General features: G+C 49.1%; 13 protein-coding genes. 6 read left to right on the top strand and 7 right to left on the bottom strand.

Annotated features, from left to right (window positions below):
- The first annotated feature begins 75 nt into the window (after positions 1-75).
- The 5 genes from clpP to LX59_RS06540 all read left to right on the top strand — a co-directional run bounded on the left by clpP (position 76) and on the right by LX59_RS06540 (position 7,220).
- On the top strand, positions 76-696 hold the full coding sequence (clpP, locus tag LX59_RS06560) for an ATP-dependent Clp endopeptidase proteolytic subunit ClpP (RefSeq protein WP_144571256.1): 621 nt from the start codon (positions 76-78) through the stop codon (positions 694-696).
- Positions 697-784: 88 nt separating this feature from the next.
- Positions 785-2,071: an ATP-dependent Clp protease ATP-binding subunit ClpX gene (gene clpX, locus LX59_RS06555; RefSeq protein WP_144571053.1), complete on the top strand. Its 1,287-nt coding sequence runs from the start codon at positions 785-787 to the stop codon at positions 2,069-2,071.
- A 123-nt stretch (positions 2,072-2,194) separates the two neighbouring features.
- On the top strand, positions 2,195-4,591 hold the full coding sequence (lon, locus tag LX59_RS06550; RefSeq protein ID WP_144571052.1) for an endopeptidase La: 2,397 nt from the start codon (positions 2,195-2,197) through the stop codon (positions 4,589-4,591).
- Between the two features lie 115 nt (positions 4,592-4,706).
- Entirely contained in the window at positions 4,707-4,979 is a 273-nt protein-coding gene (locus tag LX59_RS06545; RefSeq protein ID WP_144571051.1) for an HU family DNA-binding protein, read from the top strand.
- Between the two features lie 120 nt (positions 4,980-5,099).
- Positions 5,100-7,220, top strand: a complete 2,121-nt coding sequence (locus tag LX59_RS06540; RefSeq protein WP_144571255.1) for a SurA N-terminal domain-containing protein — start codon at positions 5,100-5,102, stop codon at positions 7,218-7,220.
- A gap of 77 nt (positions 7,221-7,297) precedes the next feature.
- Here LX59_RS06540 and fabI read toward each other — a convergent pair whose 3' ends face one another.
- The 7 genes from fabI to LX59_RS06505 form a co-directional block, all read right to left on the bottom strand.
- On the bottom strand, positions 7,298-8,089 hold the full coding sequence (gene fabI, locus LX59_RS06535) for an enoyl-ACP reductase FabI (protein WP_144571050.1): 792 nt from the start codon (positions 8,087-8,089) through the stop codon (positions 7,298-7,300).
- Entirely contained in the window at positions 8,076-9,719 is a 1,644-nt protein-coding gene (locus tag LX59_RS06530) for an ABC transporter ATP-binding protein (protein WP_144571049.1), read from the bottom strand. Before LX59_RS06530 ends, fabI begins: the two co-directional genes overlap by 14 nt.
- 1 nt (position 9,720) lies before the next feature.
- Entirely contained in the window at positions 9,721-10,740 is a 1,020-nt protein-coding gene (locus tag LX59_RS06525; RefSeq protein ID WP_144571048.1) for an ABC transporter permease, read from the bottom strand.
- Positions 10,741-10,742: 2 nt separating this feature from the next.
- The gene (locus LX59_RS06520; RefSeq protein ID WP_144571047.1) at positions 10,743-11,807 is read right to left on the bottom strand and encodes a microcin C ABC transporter permease YejB; all 1,065 of its coding nucleotides are present in this window, start codon (positions 11,805-11,807) and stop codon (positions 10,743-10,745) included.
- A gap of 1 nt (position 11,808) precedes the next feature.
- Positions 11,809-13,593 (bottom strand): extracellular solute-binding protein, encoded by a 1,785-nt coding sequence (locus LX59_RS06515; protein ID WP_144571254.1) that lies wholly within the window; start codon positions 13,591-13,593, stop codon positions 11,809-11,811.
- A 286-nt stretch (positions 13,594-13,879) separates the two neighbouring features.
- Entirely contained in the window at positions 13,880-14,551 is a 672-nt protein-coding gene (locus LX59_RS06510) for a pyridoxamine 5'-phosphate oxidase family protein (RefSeq protein ID WP_144571046.1), read from the bottom strand.
- A gap of 25 nt (positions 14,552-14,576) precedes the next feature.
- Positions 14,577-14,858, bottom strand: coding sequence for a NifU family protein (locus tag LX59_RS06505; protein ID WP_144571045.1), 282 nt, complete (start codon positions 14,856-14,858; stop codon positions 14,577-14,579).
- A 326-nt stretch (positions 14,859-15,184) separates the two neighbouring features.
- Between LX59_RS06505 and LX59_RS06500 the strand changes: the two genes are divergently transcribed.
- Positions 15,185-16,798 (top strand): sigma-54 interaction domain-containing protein, encoded by a 1,614-nt coding sequence (locus tag LX59_RS06500; RefSeq protein WP_144571044.1) that lies wholly within the window; start codon positions 15,185-15,187, stop codon positions 16,796-16,798.
- Positions 16,799-16,937 lie beyond the last annotated feature (139 nt).

Raw genomic sequence — 16,937 nt, 5'->3', positions numbered from 1 at the left:
GCCTAGAGCTGGCTTATGTTTTTTAGGCATGACAAGGGAGTACCGCAGTAAATGTCCCGCGATCTAATGATGCAAATGCAAGCTTTGGAAACACAGGCCGCTGGTGGTTTGGTACCCGTGGTGATTGAACAGTCCGCACGTGGCGAGCGGGCTTTTGATATTTACTCCCGTCTTCTTAAGGAGCGCGTGATTTTCATGGTTGGCCAAGTCGAAGACTACATGGCCAACCTGATTGTGGCGCAACTCTTATTCTTGGAAGCTGAAAATCCAGAAAAAGACATCCATCTGTACATCAACTCTCCCGGGGGTTCCGTAACAGCAGGCATGTCGATTTATGACACTATGCAGTTTATCAAGCCTGATGTTTCAACCATTTGTATTGGTCAGGCGTGCAGCATGGGTGCTTTGTTATTGGCGGGTGGTGCTGCGGGTAAGCGTTATTGCTTGCCTCATTCGCGCATTATGATTCACCAACCTTTGGGTGGTTTCCAAGGTCAGGCTTCTGACATTGAAATCCACGCCCGGGAAATCTTAAGTATTCGCGAGCGTTTGAACAAAGTTTTGGCCCATCATACCGGCCAACCTTTGGACGTCATTGCCCGCGATACAGACCGTGACAACTTTATGAGCGGTGAAGAAGCCGTAAAATATGGCTTGATTGATCAAGTTCTAACCCATCGTCAGACTGCGGGCTGATGTATTTGACGCTAGAGGTTCTTGTGGGCTTGAAAAAGCCCACGAATACCTTATCTTGTTCCTAAGCCCTCCGGATTGGATCGATCGAATGACTGATACCCGCAACGGTGAGGAAACCGGCAAACTGCTTTATTGCTCCTTCTGCGGCAAAAGCCAACATGAAGTACGCAAACTGATTGCTGGTCCCTCAGTTTTTATCTGCGATGAGTGCGTCGACCTGTGTAATGACATCATCCGTGAGGAGGTGCAAGAAACCCAGGCTGAAAGCAGTGCGCATAAGTTGCCCGTGCCCCGTGAAATCAGCGCAATCCTTGACCAGTATGTCATTGGTCAAGAGCGTGCTAAGAAAATTTTGGCCGTTGCTGTTTATAACCACTATAAACGGCTTAATCAGCAACGTGATAAAAAAGAAGAGGTTGAGCTGGGCAAGAGCAACATCTTGCTGATTGGCCCAACGGGCTCTGGTAAAACCCTATTGGCAGAGACCTTAGCGCGCCTGCTAAACGTCCCCTTTACCATCGCTGACGCTACGACCTTGACTGAAGCCGGTTATGTGGGTGAGGACGTAGAAAATATCATCCAAAAGCTGTTGCAAAAATGTGACTACGATGTAGAAAAAGCTCAAGTCGGGATTGTCTACATTGATGAAATCGACAAGATTTCTCGTAAGTCTGATAACCCCTCAATCACTCGTGACGTATCGGGAGAGGGTGTTCAACAGGCCTTGCTTAAATTGATTGAGGGCACTGTTGCTTCTGTGCCACCCCAAGGTGGCCGTAAGCATCCTCAGCAAGAGTTTTTGCAAGTAGATACCCGCAATATCCTGTTTATTTGTGGCGGAGCTTTTGCTGGCTTAGAAAAAGTCATCCAAAGCCGCTCCTTAAAAGGAGGAGGTATTGGATTCCATGCACAGGTTCGTAGCAAAGAAGCTGATACGAAGTTGGGTGAGTCTTTACGCTCTGTAGAACCTGATGATCTGGTTAAATTTGGCTTGATTCCAGAATTTGTGGGCCGTTTGCCAGTTATTGCAACCTTAGATGAGCTGGATGAAGCTGCGTTAATTCAGATTCTGACAGAACCTAAAAATGCCTTGACTAAGCAGTATGGCAAACTGTTCGAAATGGAAGGTGTTGACCTAGAGTTCCGCCCTGATGCACTGAAAGCTGTAGCTCAGCGTGCGTTAGAGCGTAAAACGGGTGCTCGTGGTCTGCGTTCTATCTTAGAAGCCGTATTGCTTGACACTATGTATGACATTCCGTCACAAAAAGATGTCAGCAAAGTGGTTGTGGATGAATCCGTAATTGATGGAAGCTCCAAGCCATTACTGATGTACGAAAACACCGAGCCACCTGCTAAAGCGGCACCGGAAGCCTGATACAAAGGGGCCTGATGGCCCCTTTGTACTTAAATACCCACATATAACTTATCTTTTTGGGTAAGTTCCTATATTAAGGTCAAGCAGTTAACCTGTGGCCACTAGTCGGGTAGAGTGAACGCTATGAATACAACTACCGTATTGCCTCTTTTGCCGCTGCGTGATGTCGTGGTCTACCCACACATGGTTATCCCCTTATTTGTGGGGCGTGAGCGCTCTATAGAGGCTTTGGATGTCGCCATGCAGGGTAACAAACAGATTTTGTTAGTTGCCCAAAAAAATCCAGCCGACGATGACCCTAAAGAAGAAGATCTTTATCGGGTAGGTACTTTGGCGACCATACTGCAACTGCTGAAGTTGCCGGATGGTACAGTTAAAGTGCTGGTAGAGGGTGAGCAGTGTGCTCTTATAGAGCATTTCTCAGATGCCGGTGATTACTTTCAAGCTGAAGTTCAGCTCGTTCAAGAGGCCGAAATCTCCGAGCGTGAAGCTGAAGTATTTGTGCGTACTTTACTCAGTCAATTTGAAGAATATGCCCAGTTGGGTAAAAAAGTCCCCGCCGAGGTTTTAAGCTCACTGACCGGCATCACCGATCCTTCCCGCTTGGTCGATACCATAGCGGCGCACATGGCGCTGAAGCTGGAGCAAAAACAGCAAATTCTGGAAAACACAGATTTAGCAGCACGGGTTGAGCACGTCTTGGCACTGCTGGATGCTGAAATTGATCTCCTGCAAGTGGAAAAACGCATTCGCGGTCGCGTTAAAAAGCAAATGGAGCGTAGCCAGCGCGAGTACTATTTGAATGAGCAAATGAAGGCTATTCAAAAAGAGCTAGGCGATATTGATGAAGCCCATAATGAAGTCGATGAGCTGAAAAAGCGTATCGATAATGCGGGTATGACTGAGGAAGCTCATACTAAAGCAATGGCTGAGCTAAACAAGCTCAAGCAGATGTCCCCCATGTCTGCTGAGGCTACCGTAGTGCGCTCCTATATCGACTGGCTGACCAATGTGCCTTGGAAAGCCAGCAGCAAGATTCGCTTAGACTTAGATAAAGCCGAGCAAATCTTGGATGAAGAGCACTACGGATTGGAGGAAGTTAAAGAGCGCATCCTTGAGTACCTTGCTGTACAAAAACGAGTTAAGAAGCTTAAGGGGCCAGTATTGTGCTTAGTAGGCCCACCCGGAGTCGGTAAAACCTCGTTGGCAGAATCCATTGCGCGAGCCACTAATCGCAAATTCATACGCATGGCTTTAGGTGGTGTGCGTGATGAGGCAGAAATTCGAGGCCATCGCCGTACTTATATTGGCTCCATGCCTGGTCGATTAATTCAAAAGATGACCAAAGTAGGGGTGCGTAATCCTTTATTTTTGTTGGACGAAATCGACAAAATGAGCAGTGATATGCGCGGTGATCCGGCCTCTGCCTTGTTGGAAGTTTTGGATCCTGAACAAAACCATAACTTCAACGACCATTACCTAGAAGTTGATTACGATCTTTCGGACGTAATGTTCCTTTGTACGGCTAACTCGATGAATATTCCAGCGCCTTTACTGGATCGTATGGAAATCATCCGTTTGCCTGGTTATACCGAAGACGAAAAAATTAACATTGCTAGCCGCTACTTAGCACCTAAGCAAATTCAGGCCAATGGTCTGAAGAAATCTGAGCTGGAGTTTGACTCAGATGCGATCCGGGACATGATCCGCTACTACACACGCGAAGCGGGTGTCCGGAGCCTAGAACGCCAACTGGCTAAGGTCGCTCGACGTGTGGTGCGTGAGCACATTGCCAGCAAAAAGACCAAAGAGCACATCACAGCGGAGCGTTTGGAGCACTATTTAGGAGTGCGTAAACACCGCTATGGTTTGGCTGAGGAACAAAATCAGATCGGCCAAGTAACGGGGTTGGCTTGGACTCAGGTAGGTGGTGAACTCTTGACCATTGAGGCCGTAGTGGTTCCAGGTAAAGGCCGTATGACGAAAACGGGCTCTTTAGGCGATGTGATGGGTGAGTCCATCACCGCAGCTTTAACTGTGGTGCGTAGTCGCGCTAAAAGTTTGGGTATTGCGCCGGATTTCCATGAGCGCCAAGACATCCATATTCACGTTCCTGAAGGGGCCACACCGAAAGATGGCCCCAGTGCGGGTATTGGCATGTGTACGGCTCTGGTATCCTCCTTAACCGAGATTCCGGTACGTGCCGATGTAGCCATGACGGGGGAAATTACCCTCAGAGGACAGGTGCTAGCCATCGGTGGTTTGAAAGAGAAATTACTGGCGGCACATCGGGGTGGCATCAAGACGGTGATCATCCCTGAGGACAATCGACGGGATTTGAAAGAAATACCGGAAAATATCCAGCAAGACCTTGAGATTAAGCCCGTTAAGTGGATTGACGAAGTCCTGCAAATTGCGCTGCAATACGCCCCGGAGCCCTTGCCAGATGCAGCTCCGGAACTGGTTGCCAAAGAGGACAGCCGTGAGGCTGATTCTAAAGACCGAATCAGCACGCATTAAGCAGGGTTAGGCTTTTCGAAGTCCGTTAGGTTGGCTGGTCAAACTTCCGTCATTCCAGCACCACTTTGCTTGTACCCGAACATCATAGACTCAGTAGGAATAAGGGGATTCTAGAGTGAATAAATCGGAACTGATCGACGCTATTGCGGCATCTGCGGATATCCCAAAAGCAACTGCGGGTAAAGCCTTAGATGCAGTGATCGAGTCTGTTACTGAAGCCTTGAAAACGGGTGATTCCGTGGTTCTGGTGGGTTTTGGTACTTTTTCTGTGAAAGATCGTGCCGCGCGTGTGGGCCGTAACCCACAAACCGGCAAGCCGATTAACATTGAGGCGGCTAAAATTCCCGGATTTAAGGCCGGTAAAGCGCTCAAGGATGCAGTCAATTGAGGTGAGCCTATCTCGTCGTAGATAGAGAACCTTAAATTAAGATAAGGCGCATTGATGATGCGCCTTTCTTTTATCCGCACTGTACCTACCGCAGAACCCAAACTCTCTGACGGAGGATTCATGCTTCAAAATATCAGGGATAACTCTCAGGGCTGGATTGCCAAGACCATCATTGGCCTCATCATTATGTTGCTGGCCCTAACCGGGGTTGAAACCCTATTCAGTAGCGCTCAGAACGCGCAAGAGGTCGCTCGTGTCAATGGCGAGCCGGTTGCCCAGAGCGAATTGCAACAGGCTATTAATGCCCAGCGTGCTCAATTAATGCAGCAATTGGGCGCCGGATTTGATCCCACCCTGTTGCGCGATGAATTACTACGTGGCTCGGTACTGAACGGCATCATTGACCGTCTGTTGTTATTACAGGCGACCCGTAACTTTGGGTTTGCCTATTCGCAGGCTGCTTTAGATCAAGTCATTTTGGATACGCCAGAGTTCCAAATTGATGGCCAGTTTGCCGCCAGCCGTTTTGATCAGATCATTGGTCAGATGGGCTATACCCGCATGCAATTTCGCCAATTGCTAGAGCAAGAGATGCTGATTGGCCAATTGCGTGCAGGATTGATGGCTACTGCATTTTCAACCGATCAGCAGGTTGAAGCTTTTGCACGCTTAGAGCGTCAAACACGGGATTTTGGTTTCTGGACGCTTCCAGTGGCCCAGCAATCGGTATCTGTAACGGATGAAGAGATTAAGGATTATTACACCAAGCACGCTGCTCAGTTCCGCTCTTCAGAACAGGTGATTGTCGATTATGTTGCTTTGGAAAAAGAAGCCTTCTTTGATCAAGTCACTGTGGATGAGGCCAAGGTTAAGGCTCTGTACGAGCAAAAGATTGCCAACCTGAGTGAGCAACGTCGTGCCGCGCATATCTTGATTGAGGCGACTACGGGTGAAGCAGAGGCTAAAGCTAAACTGGAGCAAATCCGTACGCGCCTGAGCCAAGGTGAGGATTTTGCTGCTTTGGCCAAAGAATTCTCCGAGGATTTGGGGTCTTCTGCTGAGGGTGGTGATCTAGGCTTTGTAGGTAAAGGCGTTTTTGATCCTGCCTTTGAGCAAGCCGTTTATGCTTTGAAAGAGGGTGAAATTTCCGAGCCGGTAAAATCTCGTTTCGGGTGGCACCTGATTAAGCTACTGGGTGTTAAAGCGGCAGAGATTCCAAGTTTTGATACTCTAAAACCAGAGTTAGTGCGTGAGCTCAAAACCGAGCAAGTAGAGCAACGCTTTGTAGATGCCACTAAGCAACTGGAAACAGCGGCTTATGAGTCGCTTGACCTTAAAGGCCCGGCTCAGGAGTTGGGTTTGAGCATTCAAACTACGGCTGCTTTTGGGCGTGAAGGAATAGGCGAGGGAGTTACAGCTAATCCGCAGTTTATTCAAACCGCTTTTAGTGATGGTGTTCTGAACGAGAAGCTCAATAGCGCGTTGATTGAGTTAGATCCAGAGACCGTTGTGGTGATGCATTTGAAACAGCATCTGAAAGCTGACCAACTGCCTTTGGAGCAGGTGAAAGACCAGATCGCTCAGAAACTCAAAACTGAGAAAGCGGCTGAGCAGGTGCGCCAAGAAGGTGAGGCGATTTTAACCAAGCTGCGCTCTGGAGAGCTGCAAGATCCTCCAGCGGTTACTACAGCTGCTACTCAGGTGCAGGCTCCTGAAGCCGTACAGCCTGAATCTGCACCTGTCCCAGAGGCTACTCCCGTAGTGGCAACTGCCCCCGCAGAAGACTCTACCGCTGTTGTAGCACAGGCTTCTGAGCAAAAAACGGAGACTGCTGCTGAAGTAACAGAAGCAGCAGAGGCTGTGGTTGCTGATGAGGCTAAATCTGATGAGCCATCTCCCGTTGTCGCTTCAGCTACGGGGGAAGAGGCGAAGCCCCAATCGGTGTGGCAGGTGTTAGAAGCGGCTGGGCGTGTGCAGGAAGGGGTAGATCCCGCTGTGATGCAGGTTGTGTTCCGCTTACCTAAGCCTACGTCTGATCGTCCGATTTATGGCCATGTAGTGCTGAGTTCGGGGGATTTTGTGATTGTACGTTTGGATGGCGTAGCTGAGCCGGATACCAAAAGCCTTACTCAAGAGCAGCGTCAAGAGTATAAGCGTGTATTGGCTTCTCGGATTGGGCAGCAGGACTTTGCTGCTTATATGAATCTATTGCGTTCAACGGCTGAAATTAAGCGCTTTTAACAGAGGCTATTAATTGGCATAAGCTGTAAAAAAAGAACCCGCACAAAATGCGGGTTCTTTTTGGCTTCGGGATTGGGTTACTCCAAAGGCCCCATAGCGGTGGTGTTAAAGCCACCGTCTACATACAGAATTTCACCACTGATGCCGGATGCTAAATCAGAGCATAAGAAAGCACCGGCGTTGCCTACTTCTTCAATGGTGACGTTACGGCGTAAGGGGGTTTGACGTTCGTTGGCCGCCAGCATTTTGCGGAAGTTAGCGATGCCAGAGGCCGCTAAGGTGCGGATAGGGCCAGCAGAAATGGCGTTAACCCGTATTCCTTCTGGGCCAAGGCTGCTGGCCAAGTAACGTACACCAGCCTCTAGGCTGGCTTTGGCCATACCCATGACGTTGTAGTTTGGCATGGTACGCTCAGCGCCCAAATAGGACAGTGTCAGCAGGCTACCATTACGTCCTTGCATCATCTCGCGGCCTGCTTTTGCCAAGGCAACGAAGCTGTAGGCGCTGATATCGTGGGCAATGCGGAAGCCTTCGCGGGTGGTCGCTTGGGTAAAGTCACCGTCCAGTTGGTCACCGGGAGCAAAGCCAACGGAATGCACGATGCCGTCTAGTCCATCCCATTTTTGGCTCAGAGCGGCAAATACTTGGGCAATTTCTTCGTCATTGCCTACATCACAGGGGAAGCAGAGTTCAGGGCTTGAACCCCAGGTGCTGGCGAACTCTTCAACTCGGCCTTTGAGTTTCTCGTTTTGGTAGGTAAAGGCTAATTCAGCGCCTTCGCGGTGCATGGCCGCCGCGATGCCAGAGGCGATGGAGAGCTTGCTGGCAACGCCAACAATCAAAATGCGTTTGCCACTAAGAAAAGCCATGGATGTGTTCCTCTTTTTCTGGTTGTCCAGCCGTTGGAGGGGCATTCATAAAAGCCGCCTCAAGCAGTTGCTGGGTATAGGGATGTTGCGGAGCATCGAACAGGGTCTCGGCTGAGCCCTGTTCCACCACCTGACCTTGTTTTATGACGATAAGCTGATGGCTTAAGGCACGCACAACTGCCAGATCGTGGCTAATAAATAGGTAGGTCAGATTATATTTCTGCTGCAATTGGCGTAAAAGCTCGACGATTTGTGCCTGTACCGTGCGATCCAGTGCGGAGGTAGGTTCATCCAGCAAAATCAAAGCAGGTTTTAAGACTAACGCACGAGCAATGGCAATCCGCTGCCGCTGTCCACCAGAGCACTCATGGGGATAGCGATGACGCATTGCCGGATCTAAGCCTACCTCGGTCAGAGCCTGTATCACGGCCTGCTCACGCTCCTCAGTAGTCCCGATTCGGTGGACTTCTAAGCCCTCCGCGATGATTTGCCCAATGGATAGCCGTGGACTCAAACTACCGTAAGGGTCTTGAAATACCACCTGCATTTGGCGGCGAATCGGGCGCATATCCTTCTGGTTAAGCTGGTCTAGAGCTTGTCCTTGAAACTGAATACTTCCTTGGCTGTTGAGTAATCGCAGAATGGCCAAACCAAGGCTAGTTTTCCCCGAGCCACTTTCACCCACAATGCCCAAGGTTTGACCGCTGGGGATACCAAAGCTGACACCATCCACAGCGTGCACATAATCGCAAACACGCTGGAAGAGCCCTTTTTTGATCGGGAAGTGAACCTGTAGGTTTTTGACTTCTAAAATAGGGGCCGCTTTAGTCGTGGCGTAATTGGGCCGACCTTTGGGCTCTGAGGCTAATAATTCTTGAGTGTAGGGATGCTGAGGTTGGCTGAACAGACGGGCAGTGTCATTTTGCTCCACGATCTGCCCTTTTTGCATGACACATACCCGCTGAGCAATCCGCCGAACCAGATTCAGATCGTGGCTGATCAGCAGTAGAGCCATGCCCAGCTTATCTTGTAGCTCCTTCAGCAGCTTTAGGATTTTGGCTTGTACGCTGACATCAAGGGCGGTGGTTGGCTCATCAGCAATCAGCAGTTCAGGCTCGTTGGCCAACGCCATAGCGATCATGACTCTTTGCCGTTGCCCGCCAGACAGTTCATGAGGGTAGGCTTTTAAGCGTTGCTCGGGTCGTGTAATACCGACAAGCTTGAGTAGCTCTAGGGTGCGCTCTGTGGCCGCCTGACCGCGTAATCCTTTGTGCAGTGTGAGCACTTCGTTTATTTGCCGCTCAACGCTATGTAGCGGATTCAGCGAGGTCATGGGCTCCTGAAAGATCATAGAGATCTTATTGCCGCGCAAGGCTTGTAGGCGAGACTCTTTGGCGGTAAGCAAATCCTCTTGGCCGTAGAGGATTTTCCCATTGAGCTGAGCAGTAATAGGGAGCAGCCGAAGCAGTGCATGAGCCGTTACGGATTTACCAGAGCCACTTTCGCCCACTAAGGCCAAAGTTTCTCCTTTATAAATGGAGAAACTGGCTTGAGTCACCGCAGGATTGATCTGCTGACCGCTGACAAACTCGATGCTAAGATCTTGAATTTCAAGTAAAACGTCGGGCATATCATTTCCTTGGATCAAAGGCATCACGGGCCGCTTCGCCAATAAAAACCAATAGGCTGAGCATCAAAGCTAATACCGCAAAGGCAGTGATAGCTAACCAAGGCGCTTGCAGATTATTTTTACCCTGAGCTACTAACTCGCCTAAAGAGGGGGCTCCCGGTGGCAAGCCAAAGCCCAGAAAGTCCAGCGCTGTGAGGGTTCCGATGGCGGTGGTGAGGATGAAGGGCAGAAAGGTCAGAGTAGACACCATCGCGTTGGGTAAAATATGTCGGAACATAATGCCCGTATTTGGCATCCCAAGGGCGCGGGCCGCGCGCACGTACTCTAGGTTACGTCCGCGTAAAAATTCGGCGCGTACTACGTCCACCAGCGTCATCCAAGAAAATAGCAGCATGATGCCTAAGAGAATCCAAAAGTCAGGCTGGATAAAACTGGTGATGATGATGACTAAATACAACACCGGAAGACCTGACCAGATTTCCAAAAACCGCTGGCCCATCAGATCAACCCAGCCGCCGTAAAAGCCCTGAACGGCTCCAGCCAATACGCCCAGTATGGAGCTGAACAAGGTGAGCACTAGGGCAAAGGTTACCGATAATCTAAAGCCGTAAATCACCTGAGCTAAGACATCACGGGCTTGGTCGTCGGTTCCTAACCAATTGCTGAAAGAGGGAGGTGCGGGGGCTGGGACGGCTAAGTCGTAATTTACGCTGTCGTGGCTAAAGGGAATCAGCGGCCAAAGCATCCAGCCCTGCTTAGCCGCGATAAGCTCTTGAATATAGGGATTTTTGTAATTAGCTTGCAGAGGAAACTCACCCCCAAAAGTCGTCTCTGGATAGCGTTTGAAGATGGGAAAAAACCATTCTCCATCGTACTTAACGACTAGGGGTTTATCGTTGGCGATCAGCTCAGCACCGAGGCTGAAAACAAATAAAACCAGAAAAATCCACAGTGACCACCAGCCTCGGCGATTGGCTTTGAACAGCGCAAAGCGTCGAGCATTAAGGGGCGATAAAGTCATCTTCATTGCTCCCGACTGTCAAAGTTAATACGTGGATCGACGAGGGTATAGGTCAAATCTCCCACCAGCTTGAGCAGTAAGCCCACTAAGGTGAATAAGAATAGGGTGCCAAATACCACCGGATAGTCGCGGTTGATCGCCGATTCAAAACTGAGCAGGCCTAGGCCATCTAAAGAAAACACCACTTCAATCAGTAAGGCTCCGGTAAAAAACATGCCAATAAAAGCGGCTGGGAAGCCCGCAATGATGATCAGCATGGCATTGCGGAATACATGCCCATACAGCACTCGGTTGGGACTTAAACCCTTAGCCCGCGCGGTCATCACGTATTGTTTGTTAATCTCATCCAAAAAGCTGTTTTTGGTGAGCAGCGTCAAGGTAGCGAAGTTGCCGATCACTATGGCTGTCGTGGGCAGTACGAGATGCCAGAAGTAATCGAGGATTTTCCCCAAAAAACTCAGCTCATCGAAGTCATCGGAGGTGAGTCCGCGTAAAGGAAACCAATTCCAGTAACTTCCCCCCGCAAACAGCAGAATCAGCAGTACGCCAAATAAAAATGCTGGAACCGCGTAGCCCACCACGATGATGGAGCTAGTCCAGACATCAAAGGGGCTACCGTGCCGAGTGGCTTTGGCAATCCCCAGCGGGATGGATATAAGGTATACGATCAAAGTGCTCCATAACCCTAAGGAAATGGAGACCGGCATTTTTTCTAAGATGAGGTCTATGACTTTGGTGTCTCGGAAAAAGCTTTCCCCGAAGTCAAGAGTTAGATAATTAGTAAGCATGAGCCAAAAGCGCTCAGTCGGAGGTTTATCGAAGCCATATTGACGTTCGATACTGGCAATCAGCTCAGGATCAAGTCCTTGCCGGCCTCGGTAGTGGGGCCCAGAAACTTGATCTGCTCCGCCACGACCGACCAGTGCGCCATCTAAGCCTTCCAGTTTGGCAATGGCCTGTTCTACTGGGCCACCAGGAACGGCTTGTACAATAATGAAATTTAACAGCAAGATGCCAAACAGGGTCGGAATAATCAGCAGCAAGCGCCGCAGGATGTAAGACAGCATCTTAGGGTTCCTGAGCTGGTTGAGCAGGGGAAGCTTTATACCACCAGCCCCGTAAGCCAATGTCGTATAGTGGCGTAACGGCGGGGCGATCTAGGTGATTCCAGTAGGCGACTCGCCAAGTTTTAATGTGCCAGTTTGGGATGACGTAGTATCCCCACAGCAGTACACGGTCTAAGGCACGGGTACGGGTAACGAGTTCAGCTCGTGAGTCAGATTGAATGAGCTGGTCAACCAGTTGGTCAATGGCGGGGCTTTTAAGGCCAATGAAGTTACGGCTACCCGGATTATCTGCTGTGCTGGAGTGCCAGTATTCGCGTTGTTCATTGCCCGGTGAGTTGGATTGACTAAAGCCTGAGACGATCATGTCGTAATCACGCGAGCGCAGGCGATTGATGTATTGGGATATGTCCACGCGGCGAATATTCAGTTCAATGCCTAAATCCGCTAAGTTGCGTTTATAGGGGAGCAAAATGCGTTCAAAGCCCGCTTGAGTGAGCAAAAACTCCAGAACCAAAGGCTGGTGCTGGGCATTAACCATTTGGTCGTTTTCAACTCGGTAACCGGCTTGGGTTAAGAGTTGATAGGCCCGGCGTTGTTGGTCGCGGATGATGCCATTGCCCTGAGTCACTGGAAGTACAAAGGGTTGTTCAAAAACTTCGGGTGGAATTTGAGCCCTTAAGGGTTCCAGTAATTTGAGCTCTTCTGGACTGGGAAGGCCACTAGAAGCCAGCTCGGAGTTATCAAAATAACTGATGGTTCGGGTATAGGCATTATTGAATAGGCGCTGATTAGCCCATTCAAAATCAAACAGCAGACTGAGCGCTTCACGCACGCGCCGATCCTGTAGCTGAGGGCGGCGAGTATTGAAGATGAAGCCTTGCATGCCACTAGGGTTATGGTTGGGCAACTCTTCTCTTTTAATCTTTCCACTGCGTACCGCATCAATGTCGTACGCTGTTGCCCAATTTTTAGCCATGATTTCTAGCCAGTAGTCGAACTTACCGGCTTTAAAGGCTTGTAGTGCAATGTCGGTATCAAGGTAGTAATCAAAGATGAGGCGGTCGAAGTTGTCCAAACCTCGGTTGACCGCTAGGTCTTTGCCCCAATAATCAGGGACTCGTGCGTAGTGGATGGATCGACCGGGGTCAACGCGCTCAACACGGTAGGGGCCACTGCCTAATGGGGGCTCCATACTTCCTGAGTTGAACTCTCTATTTTCCCACCAGTGCTTAGGCAGTACGGGGAGTTGGCCCAAGATCAGCGGCAGCTCTCGGTTGCCACCGTGCTTAAACTCAAAACGCACGCGGGATTTAGATTCTACAACCACTCGCTCTACATCTGCATAGTAGGCACGGTATTGGGGAGCCCCCTGTGTGGTGAGGATTTCAAAACTGAAGGCTACATCTTCTGCCGTGACTGGCTGGCCATCATGAAACTTAGCTTCTGGGCGTAGATAAAAACGTACCCAGCGGTTATTGGGTGCTTTTTCAATGCGTTCGGCCAGTAGGCCGTATACGGTGAAGGCTTCGTCCTGACTGTTTTTGGTCAGAGTGTCGTACAACAGTTCAATATTTTCAGCCGCAACGCCCTTATTGATGAAAGGATTAAGGGTGTTAAAACTGCCGATGCCTGCTTGCCGCATAACGCCACCTTTAGGTGCGTCTGGGTTAACGTATTCAAAATGGCTGAAATTTTCGGGATATTTTGGTGGCTCTCCGTACAGCGTCAGAGCGTGCTGTGGTGCTGCGTTGGCTTTCTGCATGGATCCTAAGCTGATCAATAGCATGCCGATGAAGTACCACCACCTTAGGGGGATATGCGATCTAATGACGCTCATCAGTCAATCTCCAGAACGTACAGTCGCGATTTGTTGGAAATATAAACGCATAAGGATAAGAAAAACGCATTAAGCGAATTGATCCTAAGTGGTTAATTTAAAAGGTTCGGTACAGTAACAGCTTGATGGTCTTTTGCGAACTCTTGTCGATAGAACATTAGTTCGCATAATCATAAATCAGTAAAACAAATACTCAAAAACAGCGAAGGATAAGATTATCCTTCGCTAACAATACCTAACCTAAACGGAATTTCAGAACATCTTCCGGCATAGAAACATCCGGAAGATTACGGGGATCAGGCTCAGGAGGCAGAACTTGATAACGTATAGGAATCACTCCAGCCCAAGAGGGGTGGGTATAGTCTTCATCATCATCAATGGGCGGGCCTGTGCGTACTTTGCAAGAAGCTTCGGCTATGGACATAGAAGCAATCGCGGTGGCTTTGATTTCCTTGGGATATACAGGACGTAAGCGCTCCCATTCGCCTGGTATCAGTCCATTTACAAAATTGCGCAATTTTTCGGCTTTTTCGTCTTCATCCTTAATCAGCTCAGCTCGTCCAAGCAGCATCACTGAGCGGAAATTGCAGTTAAAATTGTACGCAGATCGAGCAATTACCAAACCGTCCAGCATGGAAACGGTGAAACAAATGTCTTGATGCTCTAAAGCATGGAACATTCGGCCTGCGCTAGAGCCGTGCCAGTACACTCGATCCCCTTCACGCCAAAAGAAGGTAGGGGTTACAAAGGGAACGCCATTCATCATGCAACCCACATGGGCGAGGGGGGTTGCATCTAAAATGGCTTTCACCGTTTCCTGATCGTAACGGGCTAGCCAGTGATAACGCTTAACGTGGGTGCGGTCACTGGGGGCTTCCCGGTATTCCTCATCAGTTTGATCGGTCATTACAGCAATTCCTTATTACTTCTAGTTAAATAGGTCTTAACTCAGGTAAGACCAGAATGGGTTGGTCTTCGCCTAATGCCAGCATTAATTGGCGACGAATGCCTCCCAAGGTTTCTCCAGAGGAGGTGCAGCCAGCACACATACCCTTCAAACGCAGACGGACTTTGTAGCCCTCAATCGCAACGATCTCCATATCTCCTCCATCTGCTTGGAGGCCAGGGCGTAGTCGCTCAATGGTTTCACTAATAATCGCAATGCGCTGCTCTTCCGTTAGTGTGTTCTCTGCACAATCAGGCTGGGTATCCATAGCAACTCCTTCAATTGAACCTGGCATCTGGTATAGGAAAAAGGGCTGTCTTTATAGAAGACCTATCCCATAGCGCAATAAGCATGCCGTTCCATTTAAAACCTTAAGTTCAGAGTAAGAATATCCCTATAAAAGCAATGGTTTTTACCTAAAAGTACATTAAATAGCGATGCTATTCGCCCTGAGTGTATTTTCTGGACTGGCCTATTTTATCAGGCCTTGATACTTATCCCTAGGATATCGTTATATAGAAAAATATATCTAAAAATGGAGGTGGCGTTGAGGCCGCCTCTAGTCGAAAACTACTGACGATAAGGTGGATTGGCATGAACAATCAGGCAACCCTCGAATTGGATATGGATTACTTTGTCGAGGAGTTTAGCCACTGCTTCACCGGCGAATGCCGGGTGAAGATGCTCCCTCTTCTTTATAAGATCAGTCAGATTATTACCGACAGTGCCAATCTAGCGAATGCTTTGTCGATAATACTGGGCATTATGCAGCAGCATTTAAAGATGGAGCGGGGTATCGTCACCCTATACGACATGCCTGCAGAAAATATCTTTATCCATGACAGCTTTGGGCTTACGGAGGAAGAGCAAAAACGGGGCGTATATACCCTTGGAGAAGGCATTACCGGCAAAGTGGTGGAGACCGGTAAAGCCATTATTGCGCGCCGTGTGCAAGACCATCCCGACTTTTCAGACCGCACCGAGGCACAACGTTCCTCCAAAGCCAAGTCAGCGTTTTTCTGTGTGCCGATTATGCGCGCCCGTAAGGTGTTAGGCACCATTGCCGCAGAGCGGGTGTATATGAACCAGCGTCTACTTAAGCAGGACGTGGAATTATTGACCATGATCGCCACCATGATTGCGCCGGTGGTGGAGCTGTACCTGATTGAAAACATCGACAAAGTACGTTTGGAAAATGAAAACCGTCGCCTTAAACACGCCCTGAAAGAGCGTTTTAAGCCGACCAACATCATTGGTAACTCCAAGCCTATGCAGGAGGTGTACGAGCTGATTCATAAAGTAGCTTCCACCAAAGCAACGGTATTGATTCTGGGTGAAAGCGGTGTAGGTAAAGAGTTGGTGGCTAATGCAATCCATTACAACAGCCCGAATGCAGAAGCACCCTTTATTACCTCCAACTGTGCCGCCTTACCGGAAAATCTCGCTGAAAGTGAATTGTTTGGCCATGAGAAGGGCTCCTTTACTGGAGCTTTATCCATGCATAAAGGCTGCTTTGAGCAGGCTGATGGCGGCACCATCTTTTTAGACGAAGTAGGCGAATTGAGCCTAACGGTGCAAGCTAAGCTGCTGCGTGTGTTGCAGAACCGAACCTTTGAACGGGTGGGTGGCAGTAAGCCGGTTAAGATTGATGTGCGTATCATTGCAGCGACCAACCGCAATTTAGCGGAGATGGTGGAGCAAGGAACCTTCCGTGAGGATCTGTACTATCGCTTGCATGTATTCCCCATCACCGTGCCTCCTTTACGAGAGCGGGGCAGTGATGTGATTGCCTTAGCAGATCATTTTGTCAGTACCTTTTCTGAAGAAAACGCTAAGAGCATCAAACGTATTTCCACGCCAGCCCTAAATATGCTGATGAGCTACCATTGGCCGGGTAACGTCCGCGAGCTGGAAAATGTGATGGAGCGGGCGGTTATCCTCTCCGATGATGATGTAGTTCATAGCTATAACCTACCGCCATCTCTACAGACGTCTAAAGAAAGTGGCACCGCTTTTGGCCTTACCCTTGAAGATAAAGTGCGCGCTGTAGAATATGAAATGATTGTGGAAGCATTAAAAAATACCAACGGGCATATGGGCGAGGCTGCCGAGGAGTTGGGCTTAACCCGGCGTATGTTGGGGGTACGGATGGAGCGCTATGGTATTAGCTATAAAAGCTTTCGTGGTACGCAGAACTCGGATGATTAACGGCTGATCTGTTTCATTCTTGGTAGTTCTAAGTGTTACTCAAGCTTCCGTTTTGTTCAGTGTTCCTAATTGAATTAACTATAACTACCTAATTAATAGGCAGCTTTAGCGCTGCCTATTTTTTTGATTTTTATTTTTA

Source organism: Azomonas agilis (assembly GCF_007830255.1).
GTDB classification, from domain to species: Bacteria; Pseudomonadota; Gammaproteobacteria; order Pseudomonadales; family Pseudomonadaceae; genus Azomonas; species Azomonas agilis.
This window is presented reverse-complemented; position numbering and strand designations above follow the sequence as displayed.